We start from the raw sequence: 15,156 nt of genomic DNA, 5'->3' as shown, positions 1-15,156 counted from the left end.
AACACGTCCGGCAACCCTTCCCACGCCGCTCGATGATCCGTTAGCGCTGGTCAGGGCCGCGCGGGGGGTTGACAAACCACCTGTTCGCGTGCAACGTAGCGGCCACACAAGATCGATTGGCACCACGTCGAGTCGGCTTTCCGGGCCCCGGTTAGGCTCTTTGCCTGGTGGTTGTTCCCTAGGAAGGACGCTGGAGCCGTGAACTCAGGAGTGTCTCGCCGGATGATCGTGACGGCAGCGCTGGCCGCGGGCCTCGGCCTGGTGGCGGTCGGCTGCAGCGCCGGTCAGATCACCCAGACCGACACCCAGGTCGCCGCCGTCGACGGTGCGAGCGGCAACGCGGGCCCGATGGCGGTCCGCAACGCCATGCTGGCCTTCCCGCCGGACGGCAACCGGTACCGCGAGGGCGAGGACGTGCCGCTGACGTTCGTCATCGCGAACACCGGCAACGACCCGGACAAGCTGCTGTCGATCAAGTCAGAGGCCTCCGGGTCCGAGCTGGAGATCGTCGGCAGCAAGGACGTCCCGGCCCAGTACGCGCTGCGCGCCGAGTACGACGCGTCCCACGCGCCGTCCAAGACCTCGTCGCCGTCCTCGTCGTCGCAGTCGTCCTCGTCGGTGTCGCTGACCCCGTCGTCGGGTGCGCCGTCCTCGGGTGCGCCGTCGACCACCGGCTCGCCGTCCTCGGGTGCCCCGACCTCCGGTTCGGTCGCGTCCTCGTCGGTCGCGTCGTCCTCCGGCAGCCCGTCGGGCTCGTCGTCCGTGTCGCCGACCTCGTCGTCGGCCGCGCACGACCAGTCGCTCGAGGTGCTGCAGATCCGCTGCACGCTCAAGAAGCTGAACAGGGACGTGACCGCCGCGCAGACGGTGAAGCTGACGTTCCTGTTCGAGAAGGCCGGTTCCGTGACGCTGGAGGTGCCGGTGGCGCCTTCGGGCCACAAGCGCGTCAGCGAAGGCCACGACGGCGGCCATTGAGTCGCTGCTGAACGCCGAAACGCCGCTCCGGGCCTGCCCGGGGCGGCGTTCGCGTTCCGGGGGCTCTCAGCGCGCCTGGAGCATCGGGCGGAACCGGTCGCGGTAGGCCCACGCCAGCCCGATCTCCGCGGCGACGACGACGAGCGCCGTCACGAGGCCGCCGGGCTCCAGGAACACGTGGAACAGGAAGATGTTCACCACGACCGGAGCGAGCAGCGCGAGCGCCAGCGGCACGAACCGGCCGACGACGAGCAGCAGGCCCGCCACGAGCTGCGTGGCCGAGGTCAGCTGCAGCATGTAGCCCGTCTCGTAGAGCGCCCCGCTGAACTTCACCCCCGCCTCCGCGAGCGTGCTGGGATCGGGTGCGGGCATGAAGTTCAGGAACCCGTTCAAGCCGGTCGTGGTGTAGAGCAGGCCGATCAGCACGCGGGTGACGGCGGTGGCGTAGCGGCCGGCGTTCACCTTGGTGGCGGGGCGGGTCGCGGTGGTGGTGGTCATTGCGGTCTCCTCGGTGGCTGTCGGGTCCTTCCACTGATGCGTCGAACGGCCACCACTCCGGATCGACAAGCCTGCAGAAGAATCTTGGAAGTTTCTTCTGCGACCCCCTCTGAGCTGGGTCTTCCGGTTTCTGTCGGTGCCGTGCTCTACCGTTCGACCCGTGGCGAAGACAGCGCGGCCGATCTTCCGTTGTGCCGAGTGCGGGCACGAGGTGGCGAAGTGGTTCGGCCGCTGCCCCGAGTGCCAGGCGTGGGGCAGCATCGAGGAACGCGGCACCGCGTCGGTGACCCGCGTGGTGGCCGGCGCCCCCACGTCGACGGCCCGCCCGATCGGCGAGGTGGACATCGAGTCCGCCCGCGCCCTGTCGACGGGCGTGAGCGAGTTCGACCGGGTCCTGGGCGGCGGCCTGGTGCCCGGCGCGGTCGTGCTGCTGGCGGGTGAACCGGGCGTCGGCAAGTCGACCCTGCTGCTGGAGACCGCGCACCGCTGGGCCGAGTCCCACGGCCGCTGCCTCTACGTGACCGGTGAGGAGTCCGCGGGCCAGGTCCGCCTGCGTGCCGAACGCACCGGCAACCTCCACCCCGAGATGTACCTGGCCGCCGAGTCGGAGCTGAGCGCGCTCCTGGGGCAGGTCGACGCGGTGAAACCGGCGATGCTGATCGTCGACTCCATCCAGACCATGTCGACGGTGAGCGTGGAGGGCGTGCCCGGCGGCGTGACCCAGGTCCGCACCGTCGCGTCCGGCCTGATCGCCATGGCCAAGGAACGCGGCCTGCCCGTGGTCCTGGTGGGCCACGTGACGAAGGACGGCTCGGTGGCCGGCCCCCGCGTCCTCGAACACCTCGTGGACGTGGTCCTGCAGTTCGAAGGCGACCGTCACTCGTCCCTGCGCCTGCTGCGCGGCATCAAGAACCGCTACGGCGCCGCCGACGAGGTCGGCTGCTTCGAGCTGCGCGACGACGGCATCGTCGGCGTCCCCGACCCCTCCGGCCTCTTCCTGACCCGCCGCGAGAAGGCCGTGGAGGGCACCTGCGTCACCGTCATCGTCGAGGGCAAGCGCCCCATGCTCGGCGAGGTGCAGGCCCTGGTCGCCAAGACGAACCTCCCCGCACCGCGCCGCGCGGTGAGCGGCCTCGACTCGGCCCGCATCTCCATGGCCCTCGCGGTCCTGGAGAAGCGCGGCAAGGTCAACCTGTTCCAGAAGGACGTGTTCACGGCGACCGTCGGCGGCATGCGCCTCGTGGAACCCGCGGCAGACCTGGCCGTCGTCCTGGCCGTGGCCTCCGCGGAACGCGAGATCGCCCTCCCCGCGGACCTGGTGGTCCTCGGCGAGGTAGGCCTGGCCGGCGAGATCCGCCGCGTGAACGGCGTCGGCAAACGCCTCCAGGAGGCCGCGCGCCTCGGCTTCAAGAAGGCCCTCGTCCCCCCGGACCACGGCCCCCTGCCCGACGGCGTGCGCGCGCTGGTGGCCAACGACCTGGTGTCGGCGCTGGAGGTGCTGGGCCTGAACCGCCGTCGCAGCGGCGGTGGCGGTGGCGGCAAGGACAAGCCGGAGGACGACGACTAGCCCCGCAGCCAACCGCACCGCTGAGCGTTGCGCGGGCGCGGCGTTCAGGGTTCCTCGGGCGGGGCCGCGCAGGAGGCGGGGTTGTCCACTGCAACACGACCACCCACCGCAACCACCGGCCTACGCCGAACCGGCATCCGTCACCGCAACCGGGGGACGCCATCACCCCCACCCACCCGAGGTGATCGAATACCCCACGTGCTGGGGAGACACGACCACGAGGTCGGCGAGCTGCTGCGCCTGGCCGCCGCGCAGGTGCCCGCCGACGTGCGGTCCGAGGACCTGCTCGACTACCTCGACCACGAGGAGTGGGACCTGGTCCTCGACCTCCTGGGCGACCACCCCGGCAACACCTGGCAGACGCCGCGCTTCTGGGCCCTCCTCGCGGAGGCGGCGACGGAGCTGGACCAGGACGAGGCCTGGTTCCAGTGGCGGTGCGTGGAGTCGATCCAAGGCCTGTTGCGGGTGCAGCTGACGCTCGCGCACGACGCGGAGCCCCTGGAAGCGCGCAACCAGCGCCCGACCTGGGACCTGACCGGCGACGAACGGGTCGCCGCGCTGTGGATCGAGTCCAAGCCGACGTTGTACGCCGGGGAACGCGCCACGGCCCGCCTGCGCCCGTTCGTCCCCACGGCCTGGGCGCACCTGGCGAAGGGGGACCGGATCTCGCTGCTGGGCCGGTCACCGGGGACGGCGACGGTCATCGAAAAAGTGCCGCCGCGGCCGTAGGAGCACGACCGCGGCGGCACTTGCGAAGAAGATCCCCTACTGCGACAGCAGCTGCGCGCACCTGATCAGGCCGAGGTGCGAGTACGCCTGCGGGTGGTTGCCCAGCGAGCGTTCCGCGATCGGGTCGTACTCCTCCGGCAGCAGACCGGTCGGGCCGGCCGCGGCGACGATCTGGCCGAACAGCTCCTCGGCTTCGGTGCGCCTGCCGGTGAGCAGGTACGCCTCGATCATCCAGGCGGCGCAGAGGTGGAAGCCGCCCTCGTCGCCCGGCAGGCCGTCGTCGCGGTGGTAGCGGTACACCGTCGAGCCGGAGCGCAGCTCTGCCTCGATGGCGGTCACCGTCGACTGGAACCGCTCGTCGGCCGGGTCGATCAGGCCGGACAGGCCGACGAACAGCGAGGCCGCGTCGAGGTCGTCGCCGTCGTAGGCCGTGGTGAACGACTGGACCTCGTCGTTCCAGCCGTTCTTCAGCACGTCGGTGGCGATCGTGTCGCGCAGCGGCACCCAGGACGGGTCCAGCTCGCGGCCGAACTGCTCGCCGAGCTTGATCGCGCGGTCGATGGTCAGCCAGCACATGACCTTCGAGTACACGTGGTGGCGCGGCGCGTGCCGTTCCTCCCAGATGCCGTGGTCGGGCTCGTGCCAGCGCCGCGACACCGCTTCGGCCATCGCCTGGACCATCGTCCAGTCGGCGTCCGACAACGACCCGCGGGCCGAGGCCAGCTGCACCACCAGGTCGACGACCGGGCCGAACACGTCGAGCTGCACCTGCTGGTTCGCGAGGTTGCCGACGCGCACCGGGCGGGAGCCCGCATAGCCGGGCAGTGTGTCGATCACGGCCTCGGCGCCGAGTTGCGTGCCGTGCAGCGTGTAGAGCGGGTGCAGGCGCTCCGGGCCCGGGATGGTCTCCAGGACGCCGTGCAGCCAGCCCAGGAAGCCGTCGGCCTCCGCGAACGAGCCGACCGACACCAGCGCGGCGGCGGTCATCGCGCCGTCGCGCAGCCAGCAGTAGCGGTAGTCCCAGTTGCGGACGCCGCCGAGCTCCTCCGGCAGCGACGTGGTCGCCGCTGCCATGATCGAGCCGGAGTCCTTGTGCACCAGGCCGCGCAGCGTCAGCGCCGAGCGCAGCACGAGGTCCGTCTGCACCTTCGGCAGGTTCAGGCCCGCCGCCCAGTCCGACCAGTAACCGGCCGCGCGGTCGCGGCGGACCGACTCGCCCAGCGCGTGCTCGGAGATGTCGTCGGTGCCGCAGCGCAGCTCCAGCAGCACCGGGGCGCCCTCGCGGGGGCGGACCACGGCGCGTGCGGTCTCCTGCACGCCGTCCGAGGTGATCTCCCAGTCGACGCCGGGGGAGCGCAGCACCATCGGGTCGGAGGTGCCGACCACGCGCAGGCCGTCGCGTTCGCGGATGAACCTGACCGGCACCTGGCCGAACTCCGGGCGCGGGGCGAACGTGATCACCGCGTTCGTCGAGCCGGAGATGCGCCGCACCAGGTCGGTGCGGTGCGAGGCGAGGTCGTGCTCCAGGTAGTCCGTGACCAGCAGGCGCGACCAGCGGGTCTCCACGATCATCGTGCCCGGCAGGTAGCGCTGGCCCAGCGGCAGCGACCCGTGCTCCGGCTTGATCGAGAAGTGGCCCGCGGCCGGTCCGCCGAGCAGGTCCGCGAAGATCGCGGCCGAGTCGGGCTCCGGGTGGCACAGCCAGTTGATCTTGGCGTCCGGGGTCACGAGGGCCACGGAACGCTCGTTGGCGAGCATGGTCAGGCGCTCGATCGGCACGGCCTGGTCGCCGTGCAGCCACGCGCGCCGTTCCTCCAGCAGGAACGCCAGCACCGTGGCCACGTCGGACGGGTCGTCGACCAGGTACTGGGCGAGCGACTCGCCGGCGCCGACGCGGATGCCCACGTCAGGGCCGGTCAGGCGGGCGAACGCCTTCTCGTCGGTGACGTCGTCACCGAGGAAGATCGCGGCGGTCGCACCGACCTGGTGGCGCAGGATGTCGAGGGCGTGGCCCTTGTTGGTCTCGACGACGGCCAGCTCGATGACGGCCTTGCCCTCGGTCACCTGCACGCCGTCCCACGTGCACGGGCCGGAGCGCACGGCGTCGAGGACGGCCTCGCCGATCTCCTCGGACGCGGCACGGCGGACGTGCACGGCGACGGAGGCCGGTTTGACCTCCAGCTGCACGCCCTCGTGGCCGTCGACGATCTCGTCGAGCTCGGCCTCGATGCGCCGCAGCAACGCCTTGGCGTCGGCGTCGAGCGCGTGCACGAAGCCGACGTCGAACTCGGAGCCGTGGGACCCGACGAGGTGGACCTCGCCGGGCAGGCGGGACAGGGTGGCCAGGTCGCGCAGTGCGCGACCGGAGATCACGGCCGACGTCGTCTCGTGCAGCGACGCGAGTGAACGCAGCGCGTTCACCGACTCCGGCAGCGGACGGGCCGCCTCCGGGTCGCTCACGATCGGCGCGAGTGTTCCGTCGTAGTCGCTTGCGACCAGCAGTCGCGGGGTACGGGCCAGCTGCACGATGGCGCGGCGCAGGTCGGCGGGGAGGGCCTCGGCGGTCAACGCCCCTCCTGGAGCACTCGATGGGTCAAGGGGATCTGAAAGGATTCAGACCGAGGTCTGCGTGCCCAGCGCCTCCAGGAACGACCTTGCCCAGCGGTCAACGTCGTGGGTGAGGACTTGGCGGCGCAGCGCGCGCATCCTACGGCGGCCTTCGGCGGGATCGATGTCGAGGGCGGCCTGCAATGCGTTCTTGACACCGTCCAGATCATGGGGGTTCACCAGGAACGCACTGGTCAGTTCAGCGGCTGCACCGGCGAACTCGCTGAGCACCAGAGCTCCACCAAGATCATATCGGCAGGCCACGTACTCCTTGCAGACGAGGTTCATACCGTCCCGAACGGGCGTGACGACCATGACGTCCGCCGCGCTCATGAACGCGACGAGCTCCTCGCGGTTCACCGACTGGTGCAGGTAGTGCACGACGGGCTTGCCGACCCGCCCGAACTCGCCGTTGATCCGGCCGACCGACTGCTCGATGTCCTTGCGCATCGTCACGTAGTGGTCGACCCGCTCCCGGCTGGGCGTGGCCAGCTGGACCATCGCGACGTCCTCCGGGTCGATCCGACCGTCCGCGATGAGCTCGTAGAGGGCCCTGATCCGGACGTCGATGCCCTTGGTGTAGTCGAGCCGGTCCACGCCCAGCAGGATGCGCTTCGGGTTGCCGAGGTCCTCGCGGATCTGCTTCGCGCGGGCCTGGGTCTCCTTCTTGCGCGCGACCGCGTCGAGGCCGGCGCTGTCGATGGAGATCGGGAACGCGCCCACGCGCACCGTGCGGTCACCGACCTGGACCACACCCGGCCGGGTCCGCACGCCGACGGTGCCGCGGCTCGGCTCCAGGCCCACCAGGCGCCGGGCCAGCCACAGGAAGTTCTGCGCGCCGCCGGGCCGGTGGAAACCGACCAGGTCGGCGCCGAGCAGCCCGCGGATGATCTCCGTGCGCCACGGGAGCTGCATGAACAGCTCGACCGGCGGGAACGGGATGTGCAGGAAGAAGCCGATCTTCAGGTCGGGCCGCTGCTCGCGCAGCATCGCCGGGACCAGCTGCAGCTGGTAGTCCTGCACCCACACCGTCGCGCCCTGGGCGGCCACCTTCGCGGTCGCGTCGGCGAACCGCTGGTTGACCTTCACGTAGGCGTTCCACCAGTGCCGGTGGAACGCCGGCTGCGCCACGACGTCGTGGTAGAGCGGCCAGAGGGTGCCGTTCGAGAACCCCTCGTAGTAGTCCTCGACCTCCTTGGCCGACAGCGACACCGGGTGCAGCAGCAGGCCGTCGTCCTCGAAGGGCGACACGTCGGCGTCGGCGACCCCCGGCCAGCCGACCCAGGCGCCGCTGTGTGAGCGGAGGAACGGTTCGAGCGCGCTGACCAGCCCGCCGGGGCTGTGCTTCCACCGTTCGGTTCCGTCGGGCAAGCGCTCCAGGTCAACCGGCAGCCGGTTGGCCACGACTACGAATTCCGCCCCGTTCTCGCCAATGTCCATGCTCACATTTCTGAGGCTAGTGCGGTCGCGCTCCCTCGGCGTGTCGTGTAACCCCCGTCACAGCGGGTTTCACTCCAACCGACGCTTCGTGGGTTTGAGCGGACCGGACATGCGCGGACCAGCGAACTTGCGCTCCAAACGGCCCAGTCCGGTGCGCACCGGCTGCGCCAGGTACTCGCCGAACACCACCCCACCGGCCAGGGCGAGAGCAATGCCACTCGCGAAGACGAGCGTGCTCAGCCCGGCCGGGTCGCCCTCCGCGGTCAGCTGGAACAGGCCGCGGTAGGTGGTCCAGCCCGGCAGCAGCGGCACCACGCCCGCCTGCACCACGACCAGCGTCGGGATGCGCAGCCTGCGGGTCATCGTCGCGCCGCCGAACCCGGTGATCGCGGCCGCCACCGCCGACGCGAGCAGCGCGTCCACCCCGAAGCTCGTGGCGAGGCCGTAGGAGGCCGTGCCGATCGCACCGGACACCGCGGCGGCCACCAGCGCACGCGGCCGGGCGTAGCAGGCGAGCGCGAAGAACGCACTGGTCGCCGCGCCTGCCGCGAACTGCATCGGCACCGCCGAGATCAACGCGGGCAGCGGGTCGCTGAGCCGGATGGGCAGCCCGAAGTGGACGGCCGTGCGGATGGCCAGCGCGACACCCGCGATCAGACCGGCGCTGAGCAGCACGGTCTCGACGGTGCGCCCGGCGGCCGTGACGTTGTAGCCGGAGATCGCGTCCTGCACGGTGCTGACCAGCGCCAGCCCGGACAGCAGCACCACGATCCCGACCGCGACCAGCAGGCTCGGCCGCACCGCGGGCAGCAACCCGGTCCAGTACACGGTCAGCGCGGCCCCCGTGGCGAGCGCGCCGCCGACCAGCTGCTGGAAGAAGAACGGCAGCGCGCGCCGGTTCAGCACCCGGCCGACCCGGTCGATCACGGCCGTGACGACGGCCGCGGTGATCACGAGCGACAGCCCGCCGCCGACCAGGAACGCGACCGAGGCCGCCATGCCGGCCCACGCGGCCGTGGCGACCCAGCGCGGGTACGGGTGCGGGGCGTTGGTGATCTGCTCGAGCTCCGAGTGCGCCTCCTCGATCGGCCCGAGGTTGCGCACCAGGTGCTCGACGGCGGCGAGCCGGGTGTAGTCGAGGCTGCGCTGCCGCACGACGCGGACGGCGGTGATCGGTGGTGCGGCCGTTCCCCGGTGGCACGACACGCTGATGGAGGTGTAGATCACGTCGACCTCGGTGTGCGGGAGCCCATAGCTCTCCGTGACCGAGAGGATCGTGGCTGTCACGTCCGCCGCGCCGGCTCCGCTGGCCATCTGGACCTCGCCGATCTTGAGAGCGAGATCGAGTACCAGGTGAACCGTGGTGTCGTCGGGCAATGAGGGACCGTGCAGGTTGTTCGGGTAAATCGCGCGCACCTCCGTCGTGTGATCGTGGGAAGTTCTCGTGCCGTTGCTGTGGCGTCGGCCACCTCCGATCGGGCGACCCGAAAAGGAGGACATGATCACTGTCCGTTGGTTACCCTCCTGACCTGGTCAAGGCGAGCGGTTCGGCGCTTTGCGCCACTCAGTTGGTTGGTCCGCCTCCGGTCGGAGCAATCCGATCACACTGAGAGCAGACCGTTCGCCGCAGGTAGCTCCCGCAACGGGCGCTTACGATGTTCGCGAACACGAGCCAGGCCGGCGTAGCTCAATCGGCAGAGCACTCGCCTTGTAAGCGAAAGGTTAGGGGTTCGATTCCCCTCGCCGGCTCTTCGACAACGGGGGTTCGCCCAGGTGGGCGGGCCCCTGTCGCATTCACGGGAGGCACTTCACCGGCTATTGCGACCGGGTTCGGTAATGGCTCCGGCACACAGCGTGGCGAACCGCCGATTGCGGTTCCGCATGCCGCCGACGGCCTGGTCCGTTCGCCAGTTCGGCGCCCGGTGTGCCTTCGGGGCGCGGGACGGGAATGGCGAGATCGGCCGCAAGACTGATCCTGTTCACCGGTGAACAGGCCGTGACCGCCCATTCATGTCCTGCTCCGTCCTGCTGGGACGTGACATTGTGAGCATCATGTCCTACCTCGCGGATAGCGCGCGCTACGACCAGATGACCTACCGGCGCACGGGACGCAGCGGCCTCAAGCTGCCCGCCATCTCCCTCGGCCTGTGGCACAACTTCGGCGGCGACCGGCCGTACGAGTCCGGCCGGGGCATCGCGCGCAGGGCGTTCGACCTCGGTGTCACGCACTTCGACCTCGCCAACAACTACGGACCTCCCTACGGTTCCGCGGAGATCACGTTCGGGCAGATCCTGAAGGACGACCTCCGGCCGTACCGCGACGAGCTCGTCATCTCCACGAAGGCCGGCTACGACATGTGGCCCGGCCCGTACGGCGAGTGGGGCAGCCGCAAGTACCTGCTGAGCTCGCTCGACCAGTCGCTGACCCGCATGGGCCTCGACTACGTTGACATCTTCTACTCGCACCGGTTCGACCCGGAGACGCCGCTGGAAGAGACCATGGGCGCGCTCGTGTCCGCGGTGCAGCAGGGCAAGGCGCTCTACGTCGGCATCTCGTCGTACTCGCCGGCCAAGACCCGCGAGGCGGCCGAGCTGCTGCGCAGCGCGGGTGTGCCGCTGCTGATCCACCAGCCGAGCTACTCGATGCTCAACCGCTGGATCGAGCCGGAGCTGCTGGACACCCTGGAGGAGGTCGGCGCCGGCTGCATCGCGTTCTCGCCGCTCGCCCAGGGCATGCTGACCGACCGCTACCTCGACGGCATCCCCGAGGGCTCGCGCGCCACGCAGGGCAAGTCGCTGTCCACGGACCTGCTCTCCGAGGAGAACCTCGGCCGCATCCGGTCGCTCAACGAGATCGCGAAGTCGCGCGGCCAGTCGCTGGCGCAGCTCGCGCTGACGTGGACGATCCGCGACCCGCGGGTCACCTCGGCGTTGATCGGCGCTTCGTCGGTCGAGCAGCTGGAGCAGAATCTCGCCGCCCTGCAGGCCCCGCCGCTGACCGACGACGAGCTCGCCGAGATCGACAGGTACGCCGTCGAATCGGGCATCGACCTCTGGGCCTCTTCGTCACAAGCCGAATGATCCCCCGGCACGCGGGAGTCCCGCGTTCCCCTCTGGGGCACGCAGGAGTCCCGCGTGCCCCTCTGGGCCCCGAGCTCCCAGGCCGAGTGACCGAACCGCACGCGGGGAGCTTTCGTACTCTCTGAGAGTGCGAAAGGGCCCCGCGTGCCGTCAGCGGTGGCGGGGGAGGCGGATTGTGAAGATGGTTGAGCCGGGGCGGCTGGCGAGGGTGATGGTGCCGCCGTGGGCGTGCACGAGCGACTGGACCACGGCGAGGCCGAGGCCGGAGCCGCCGCGCTGGCGGGTGCGGGAGTCGTCGACGCGGTAGAACCGGTCGAAGATCCGCGCCTGGTCCGCCTCCGGAATTCCGGGACCGGTGTCGGAGACCCTGATCACCGCCGAGCCGTCCTCTGCCGTCACCCGCAACGACACCAGCGTGCCGGGCGGGGTGTGCACGGCCGCGTTGGTCAGCAGGTTGTCGAGCACCTGCCGCAACCGGGTCGGGTCGGCGGCCATGGTCACCGTGTCCGCGTCGACCTCCAGCCCGTGCGTCGGACGGGCCGCCCGGAACGCGTCGGCGGCCGCGTCCGCCACGACCGCCAAGTCCAGCTCCTCGACGCGCAACGGCGGTTCGGTCGCCGCGGAGTCCAGGCGGGCCAGCAGCAGCAGGTCGTCGAGCAGCACGCTCATCCGCGCCGCCTCCGACCGCAGCTTCTCCAGGTGCTGCTCGCGTTCGCCCGGCTCGTTGGCCGCCGCGTACCGGAAGAGGTCCGCGTAGCCGCGCAACGACGTCAGCGGCGTGCGCAGCTCGTGCGAGGCGTCGGCGATGAACCGGCGCAGCCGCTGCTCGGCGGCCGTGCGCGCGGCCAGCGACGAGTCGATGTGCGCCAGCATGGTGTTGAACGCCTCGCGCAGCTCCTCGACCTCGACCCCGCCGCCGGCGCCGTTCACCCGCACCGCCAGGCGGTTCGAGTCGGTCAGGTCGTGCGAGGAGATGTCGTGCGCGGTGTCGGCCATGTCCGACAACGGCCGCATGCCCTTGCGGATCAACGCCTGACCGCCCACGACCAACGCGACCAGCGCGGCCAGGAACGCGATCACGCCGACCGTGATGAGCTGCGACAGCGTGCCGTCCCTGTCATCCATCGGGGCGCCGCTGACCAGCACGATCTCGTCCTTGACGATCTGGCACGCGCGCAGCCGGAACTTGCCGTCACCGCGCAGGTACTCGGTCTCGAACGTGTCCCCGTTCAGGGCCTTCCTCGCGAGCGCGTCGAACTCCGCGCGGTCGGCGGGCTGCTGGTCACCGGGCTGGGGCCGCAGCTCGCCGTCCTGCTTCACGTAGACGACCGCGTACCAGTCCGGCGGGATCTTGCCGACCCGCCAGTGCGCCTTGACCTCGTTGGCAGCGCCCTGCTGGCTGATCGCCATCTGGTCGTCGAGCCGCCGGTCGAGGAACGTCTGCATCGAGGCGACCATGACCCAGCCGACGATCACGAACACCGTGAGCGCCAGCGCGCCGAGTGCGAGTGCGAGGCGGGTGCCCAGCCGCCACCGGCTCAGCGGCTTCATTCCGCTGCTCGGCGCAGCACGTACCCCACGCCGCGCACGGTGTGGATCAACGGTTCGCGGCCGTCGTCGAGCTTGCGGCGCAGGTGCGAGATGACCAGCTCGACCACGTTGGACCGGCCGCCGAAGTCGTACTCCCACACGTGGTCGAGGATCTGCGCCTTGGTCAGCACGGCGGGGGAGCGCCGCATCAGGTACCGCAGCAGCTCGTACTCGGTCGGCGTCAGCGTGACGAGCTTGCCGCCGCGGCGGACCTCGCGGGTGTCCTCGTCCAGCACCAGGTCGGCGACCTTCAGCACCGACCGCTTCCACGACGGCCCGGTGGAGCGCCGCAGCACCGCCCGCAGCCGGGCCATCAGCTCCTCGACCGAGAACGGCTTCACGAGGTAGTCGTCACCACCGCGGGTGAGGCCCGCGACCCGGTCCGCGGTGCCGTCGCGCGCGGTCAGGAACACCACCGGCACCATCGCACCGGCCGACCGCATCCGGTCCAGGACCGTGAAGCCGTCGAGGTCGGGGAGCATCAGGTCGAGCACGACGATGTCCGGCTGGAACTCGGCTGCCGCTCTGAGCGCGTCCTCGCCGTTGTGCGCCGTCGAGGCCGTCCAGCCCTCGTAGCGCGCGACCGTCGCGACCAGGTCAGCGATGTGCGGCTCGTCGTCCACGACGAGCAGTCGAACCGAGTTGCCCTTGTCCACGTGCTCATGGTGCGTCACCTGGTGCCCCGCCCGCTCGATCGACAGGAAGTCGACAGCCCGGGCAAAGCGGGGCCACAGCTCGGACGCTGAGGATCGAGGAAGACCACCGAGATCGACGAGACCGCCCGACCGAGGAGCCCACCGTGACGACCACCCTGCAGCCTCCCGCGCGGCCGGCCGCTGCCGGGCGTGCGACGCCGCACAAGGCGCTGGCCAAAGCCGGCCTCTACGTCTTCCTCCTGGCCAACGCGGCGTTCGTCACCTACCTGTTCAACGCGGCCGGTGTCGGCTCGAACAAGCTGGTCAACCTCGGCCGGCTGACCGGGCTGTACGGCGCGCTCGCGATGGCGTTCCAGCTGCTGCTGATCGCACGGCTGCCGTGGCTCGACCGGCGGCTCGGCATGGACAAGCTCACCTCGTGGCACCGCTGGGTGGGCTTCACGATCTTCTGGATGCTCGTCGGGCACCTGACGTTCATCGCCTTCGGCAACGCGGGCCCGGACGGCCCGGTCGCGGAGGTCGTCCGGCAGGCCACCGAGCTCGAAGGCATCCTCCGCGCGCTGGTCGCGTGGGTGGTCATCATGGTCGTCGGCGTGGTGTCCGCCCGGTTCGCCCGGCGCCGGATGGCCTACGAGACCTGGCACTTCATCCACCTCTACACCTACGTCGCGATCTTCCTCGCGTTCACGCACCAGGTCGCGGTCGGCAGCACGTTCCGCAAGTCCGAGCTCGCCACCGCCTACTGGTGGGCGCTGTGGACGTTCGCGATCGGCGCCGTGGTCGCCGGCCGGCTCGTGCTCCCGCTCTGGCGCAACCGGCGCCACCGGTTCCGCGTCGCCGCCGTGGTGCCCGAGGCGCACAACGTCGTCTCCGTCTACGTCGAGGGCAGGGACCTCGACCGGCTCGGTGCGAAGGCGGGCCAGTTCTTCCTGTGGCGCTTCCTGACCAAGGACCGCTGGTGGCAGGCCAACCCGTTCTCGCTGTCCGCGGCACCGAACGGCAAGTACCTGCGCCTCACCGCGAAGGCGCTGGGCACCGGCAGCGCCGACCTCCGCAACGTCCGGGTCGGCACCCGCGTGTTCGCCGAGGGCCCGTACGGCGCCTTCACGACCATGCACCAGACCAGGCCGAACGCGCTGCTCGTCGCCGGTGGCGTCGGCGTCACGCCGATCCGCGCGCTGCTGGAGGAGATCAGGGGCCACGTCGTGGTGCTGTACCGGGTGAGCGACCCGCGCGAGGCCGTGCTGCTGCGCGAGCTCGAAGGCCTCGCCCGCTCCAAGGGGGCGGTGCTGCGGCTGGTCACCGGTTCCTCCGGGACCACCACCGCCAACGGGCCGCTGCTCGGCCCGGAGAACATCGCCGCGCTGGTCCCCGACGTGGCCGACCGCGACGTGTTCATCTGCGGCCCGAACGGCATGACCGACGCCGTCGTCCGCAGCCTCGACGAGCTGGGAGTGCCGTCGGGTCAGGTCCACGCCGAGCGCTTCGCGCTGGCCGACTGAGAGGGTTCGACGTGAAGAGGGCGATCCCCGCACTGGTGCTCAGCGTCGCCGGACTCGTGCCGGTGTGGCTGTACCAACCGGGCGCGGCGCACGAGGGTGAGATCAACGAGGCCGCCGCCGCACCGGAGACCCCGGCGCAGGGCCAGGCCCCGCCGACGACGACCGCACCCCGGTCGACCGCGCCGCAGACCGGGGCGCCCAGGACCTCCGCCGCCGCCGCGCCGACGACCCAGCCGCAGCAGCAGGACCAGGCCAGGACCGTCTCCGGGCCCGCGGTGCAGACCGACGAGGGCACCGTGCAGGTCCAGGTCACGTTCCAGGGCACGAGGATCACCGACGTGAAGGCGGTGCGGGCACCCAACTCCAACCCGACCAGGACGGCGCTGCCGATCCTGCGCCAGGAGGCGTTGAAGGCCCAGAGCGCCGACATCGACACGGTCTCCGGTGCCACCGCGACCTCCGAGGGCTACAAGCGGTCGCTGCAGGCCGCGCTCGACTCGGCGAGGTAGGG

The 15,156-nt window shown here is 70.9% G+C and carries 12 protein-coding genes and 1 tRNA gene; 7 read left to right on the top strand and 6 right to left on the bottom strand.

Annotated elements, in window-relative coordinates:
* Window positions 1-222: 222 nt before the first annotated feature.
* Window positions 223-975, top strand: a complete 753-nt coding sequence (locus tag ACZ7CF_RS12345) for a hypothetical protein (RefSeq protein WP_470369591.1) — start codon at window positions 223-225, stop codon at window positions 973-975.
* 66 nt (window positions 976-1,041) lie between these two features.
* Here ACZ7CF_RS12345 and ACZ7CF_RS12340 read toward each other — a convergent pair whose 3' ends face one another.
* Window positions 1,042-1,473 carry a hypothetical protein gene (locus ACZ7CF_RS12340; protein ID WP_470369590.1) on the bottom strand — a complete coding sequence of 144 codons (432 nt, stop codon included), beginning with the start codon at window positions 1,471-1,473 and terminating at the stop codon, window positions 1,042-1,044.
* Between the two features lie 160 nt (window positions 1,474-1,633).
* Between ACZ7CF_RS12340 and radA the strand changes: the two genes are divergently transcribed.
* Window positions 1,634-3,040 (top strand): DNA repair protein RadA, encoded by a 1,407-nt coding sequence (gene radA / locus ACZ7CF_RS12335; protein ID WP_360385309.1) that lies wholly within the window; start codon window positions 1,634-1,636, stop codon window positions 3,038-3,040.
* A gap of 198 nt (window positions 3,041-3,238) precedes the next feature.
* Entirely contained in the window at window positions 3,239-3,769 is a 531-nt protein-coding gene (locus ACZ7CF_RS12330) for a hypothetical protein (RefSeq protein WP_360385311.1), read from the top strand.
* A 36-nt stretch (window positions 3,770-3,805) separates the two neighbouring features.
* Here the strand turns inward: ACZ7CF_RS12330 and otsB are convergent, their stop codons facing one another.
* The 3 genes from otsB to ACZ7CF_RS12315 all read right to left on the bottom strand — a co-directional run bounded on the left by otsB (window position 3,806) and on the right by ACZ7CF_RS12315 (window position 9,193).
* Window positions 3,806-6,337, bottom strand: coding sequence for a trehalose-phosphatase (gene otsB, locus ACZ7CF_RS12325; protein ID WP_360385313.1), 2,532 nt, complete (start codon window positions 6,335-6,337; stop codon window positions 3,806-3,808).
* A gap of 45 nt (window positions 6,338-6,382) precedes the next feature.
* Entirely contained in the window at window positions 6,383-7,816 is a 1,434-nt protein-coding gene (locus ACZ7CF_RS12320; RefSeq protein ID WP_470369680.1) for an alpha,alpha-trehalose-phosphate synthase (UDP-forming), read from the bottom strand.
* A 69-nt stretch (window positions 7,817-7,885) separates the two neighbouring features.
* Window positions 7,886-9,193 (bottom strand): threonine/serine exporter family protein, encoded by a 1,308-nt coding sequence (locus ACZ7CF_RS12315; protein ID WP_470369589.1) that lies wholly within the window; start codon window positions 9,191-9,193, stop codon window positions 7,886-7,888.
* 299 nt (window positions 9,194-9,492) lie between these two features.
* On the opposite strand from ACZ7CF_RS12315, the gene ACZ7CF_RS12310 reads away from it, so the two are divergent.
* Window positions 9,493-9,565 (top strand) — tRNA-Thr (locus tag ACZ7CF_RS12310).
* A gap of 303 nt (window positions 9,566-9,868) precedes the next feature.
* Window positions 9,869-10,897: an L-glyceraldehyde 3-phosphate reductase gene (mgrA, locus tag ACZ7CF_RS12305; protein WP_470369588.1), complete on the top strand. Its 1,029-nt coding sequence runs from the start codon at window positions 9,869-9,871 to the stop codon at window positions 10,895-10,897.
* Window positions 10,898-11,047: 150 nt separating this feature from the next.
* On the opposite strand, the gene ACZ7CF_RS12300 is transcribed toward mgrA, so the two are convergent.
* Window positions 11,048-12,448 (bottom strand): sensor histidine kinase, encoded by a 1,401-nt coding sequence (locus tag ACZ7CF_RS12300; RefSeq protein ID WP_470369587.1) that lies wholly within the window; start codon window positions 12,446-12,448, stop codon window positions 11,048-11,050.
* Entirely contained in the window at window positions 12,445-13,143 is a 699-nt protein-coding gene (locus tag ACZ7CF_RS12295) for a response regulator transcription factor (RefSeq protein ID WP_470369586.1), read from the bottom strand. The genes ACZ7CF_RS12300 and ACZ7CF_RS12295 overlap by 4 nt, the downstream gene beginning before the upstream one ends.
* A 143-nt stretch (window positions 13,144-13,286) precedes the next feature.
* Here ACZ7CF_RS12295 and ACZ7CF_RS12290 point away from each other — a divergent pair, with 143 nt between their 5' ends.
* A complete protein-coding gene (locus tag ACZ7CF_RS12290; RefSeq protein WP_458429606.1) occupies window positions 13,287-14,645 on the top strand; it encodes a ferredoxin reductase family protein in 1,359 nt (452 codons plus the stop codon).
* An 11-nt stretch (window positions 14,646-14,656) separates the two neighbouring features.
* Window positions 14,657-15,154, top strand: a complete 498-nt coding sequence (locus ACZ7CF_RS12285) for an FMN-binding protein (protein WP_470369585.1) — start codon at window positions 14,657-14,659, stop codon at window positions 15,152-15,154.
* The last annotated feature ends 2 nt before the right edge of the window (window positions 15,155-15,156 follow it).

It is taken from the genome of Lentzea sp. NPDC036955 (assembly GCF_055608005.1).
Note: the sequence above shows the minus strand (reverse complement) of the source record. Positions and strands in the feature narration are given on the sequence as shown.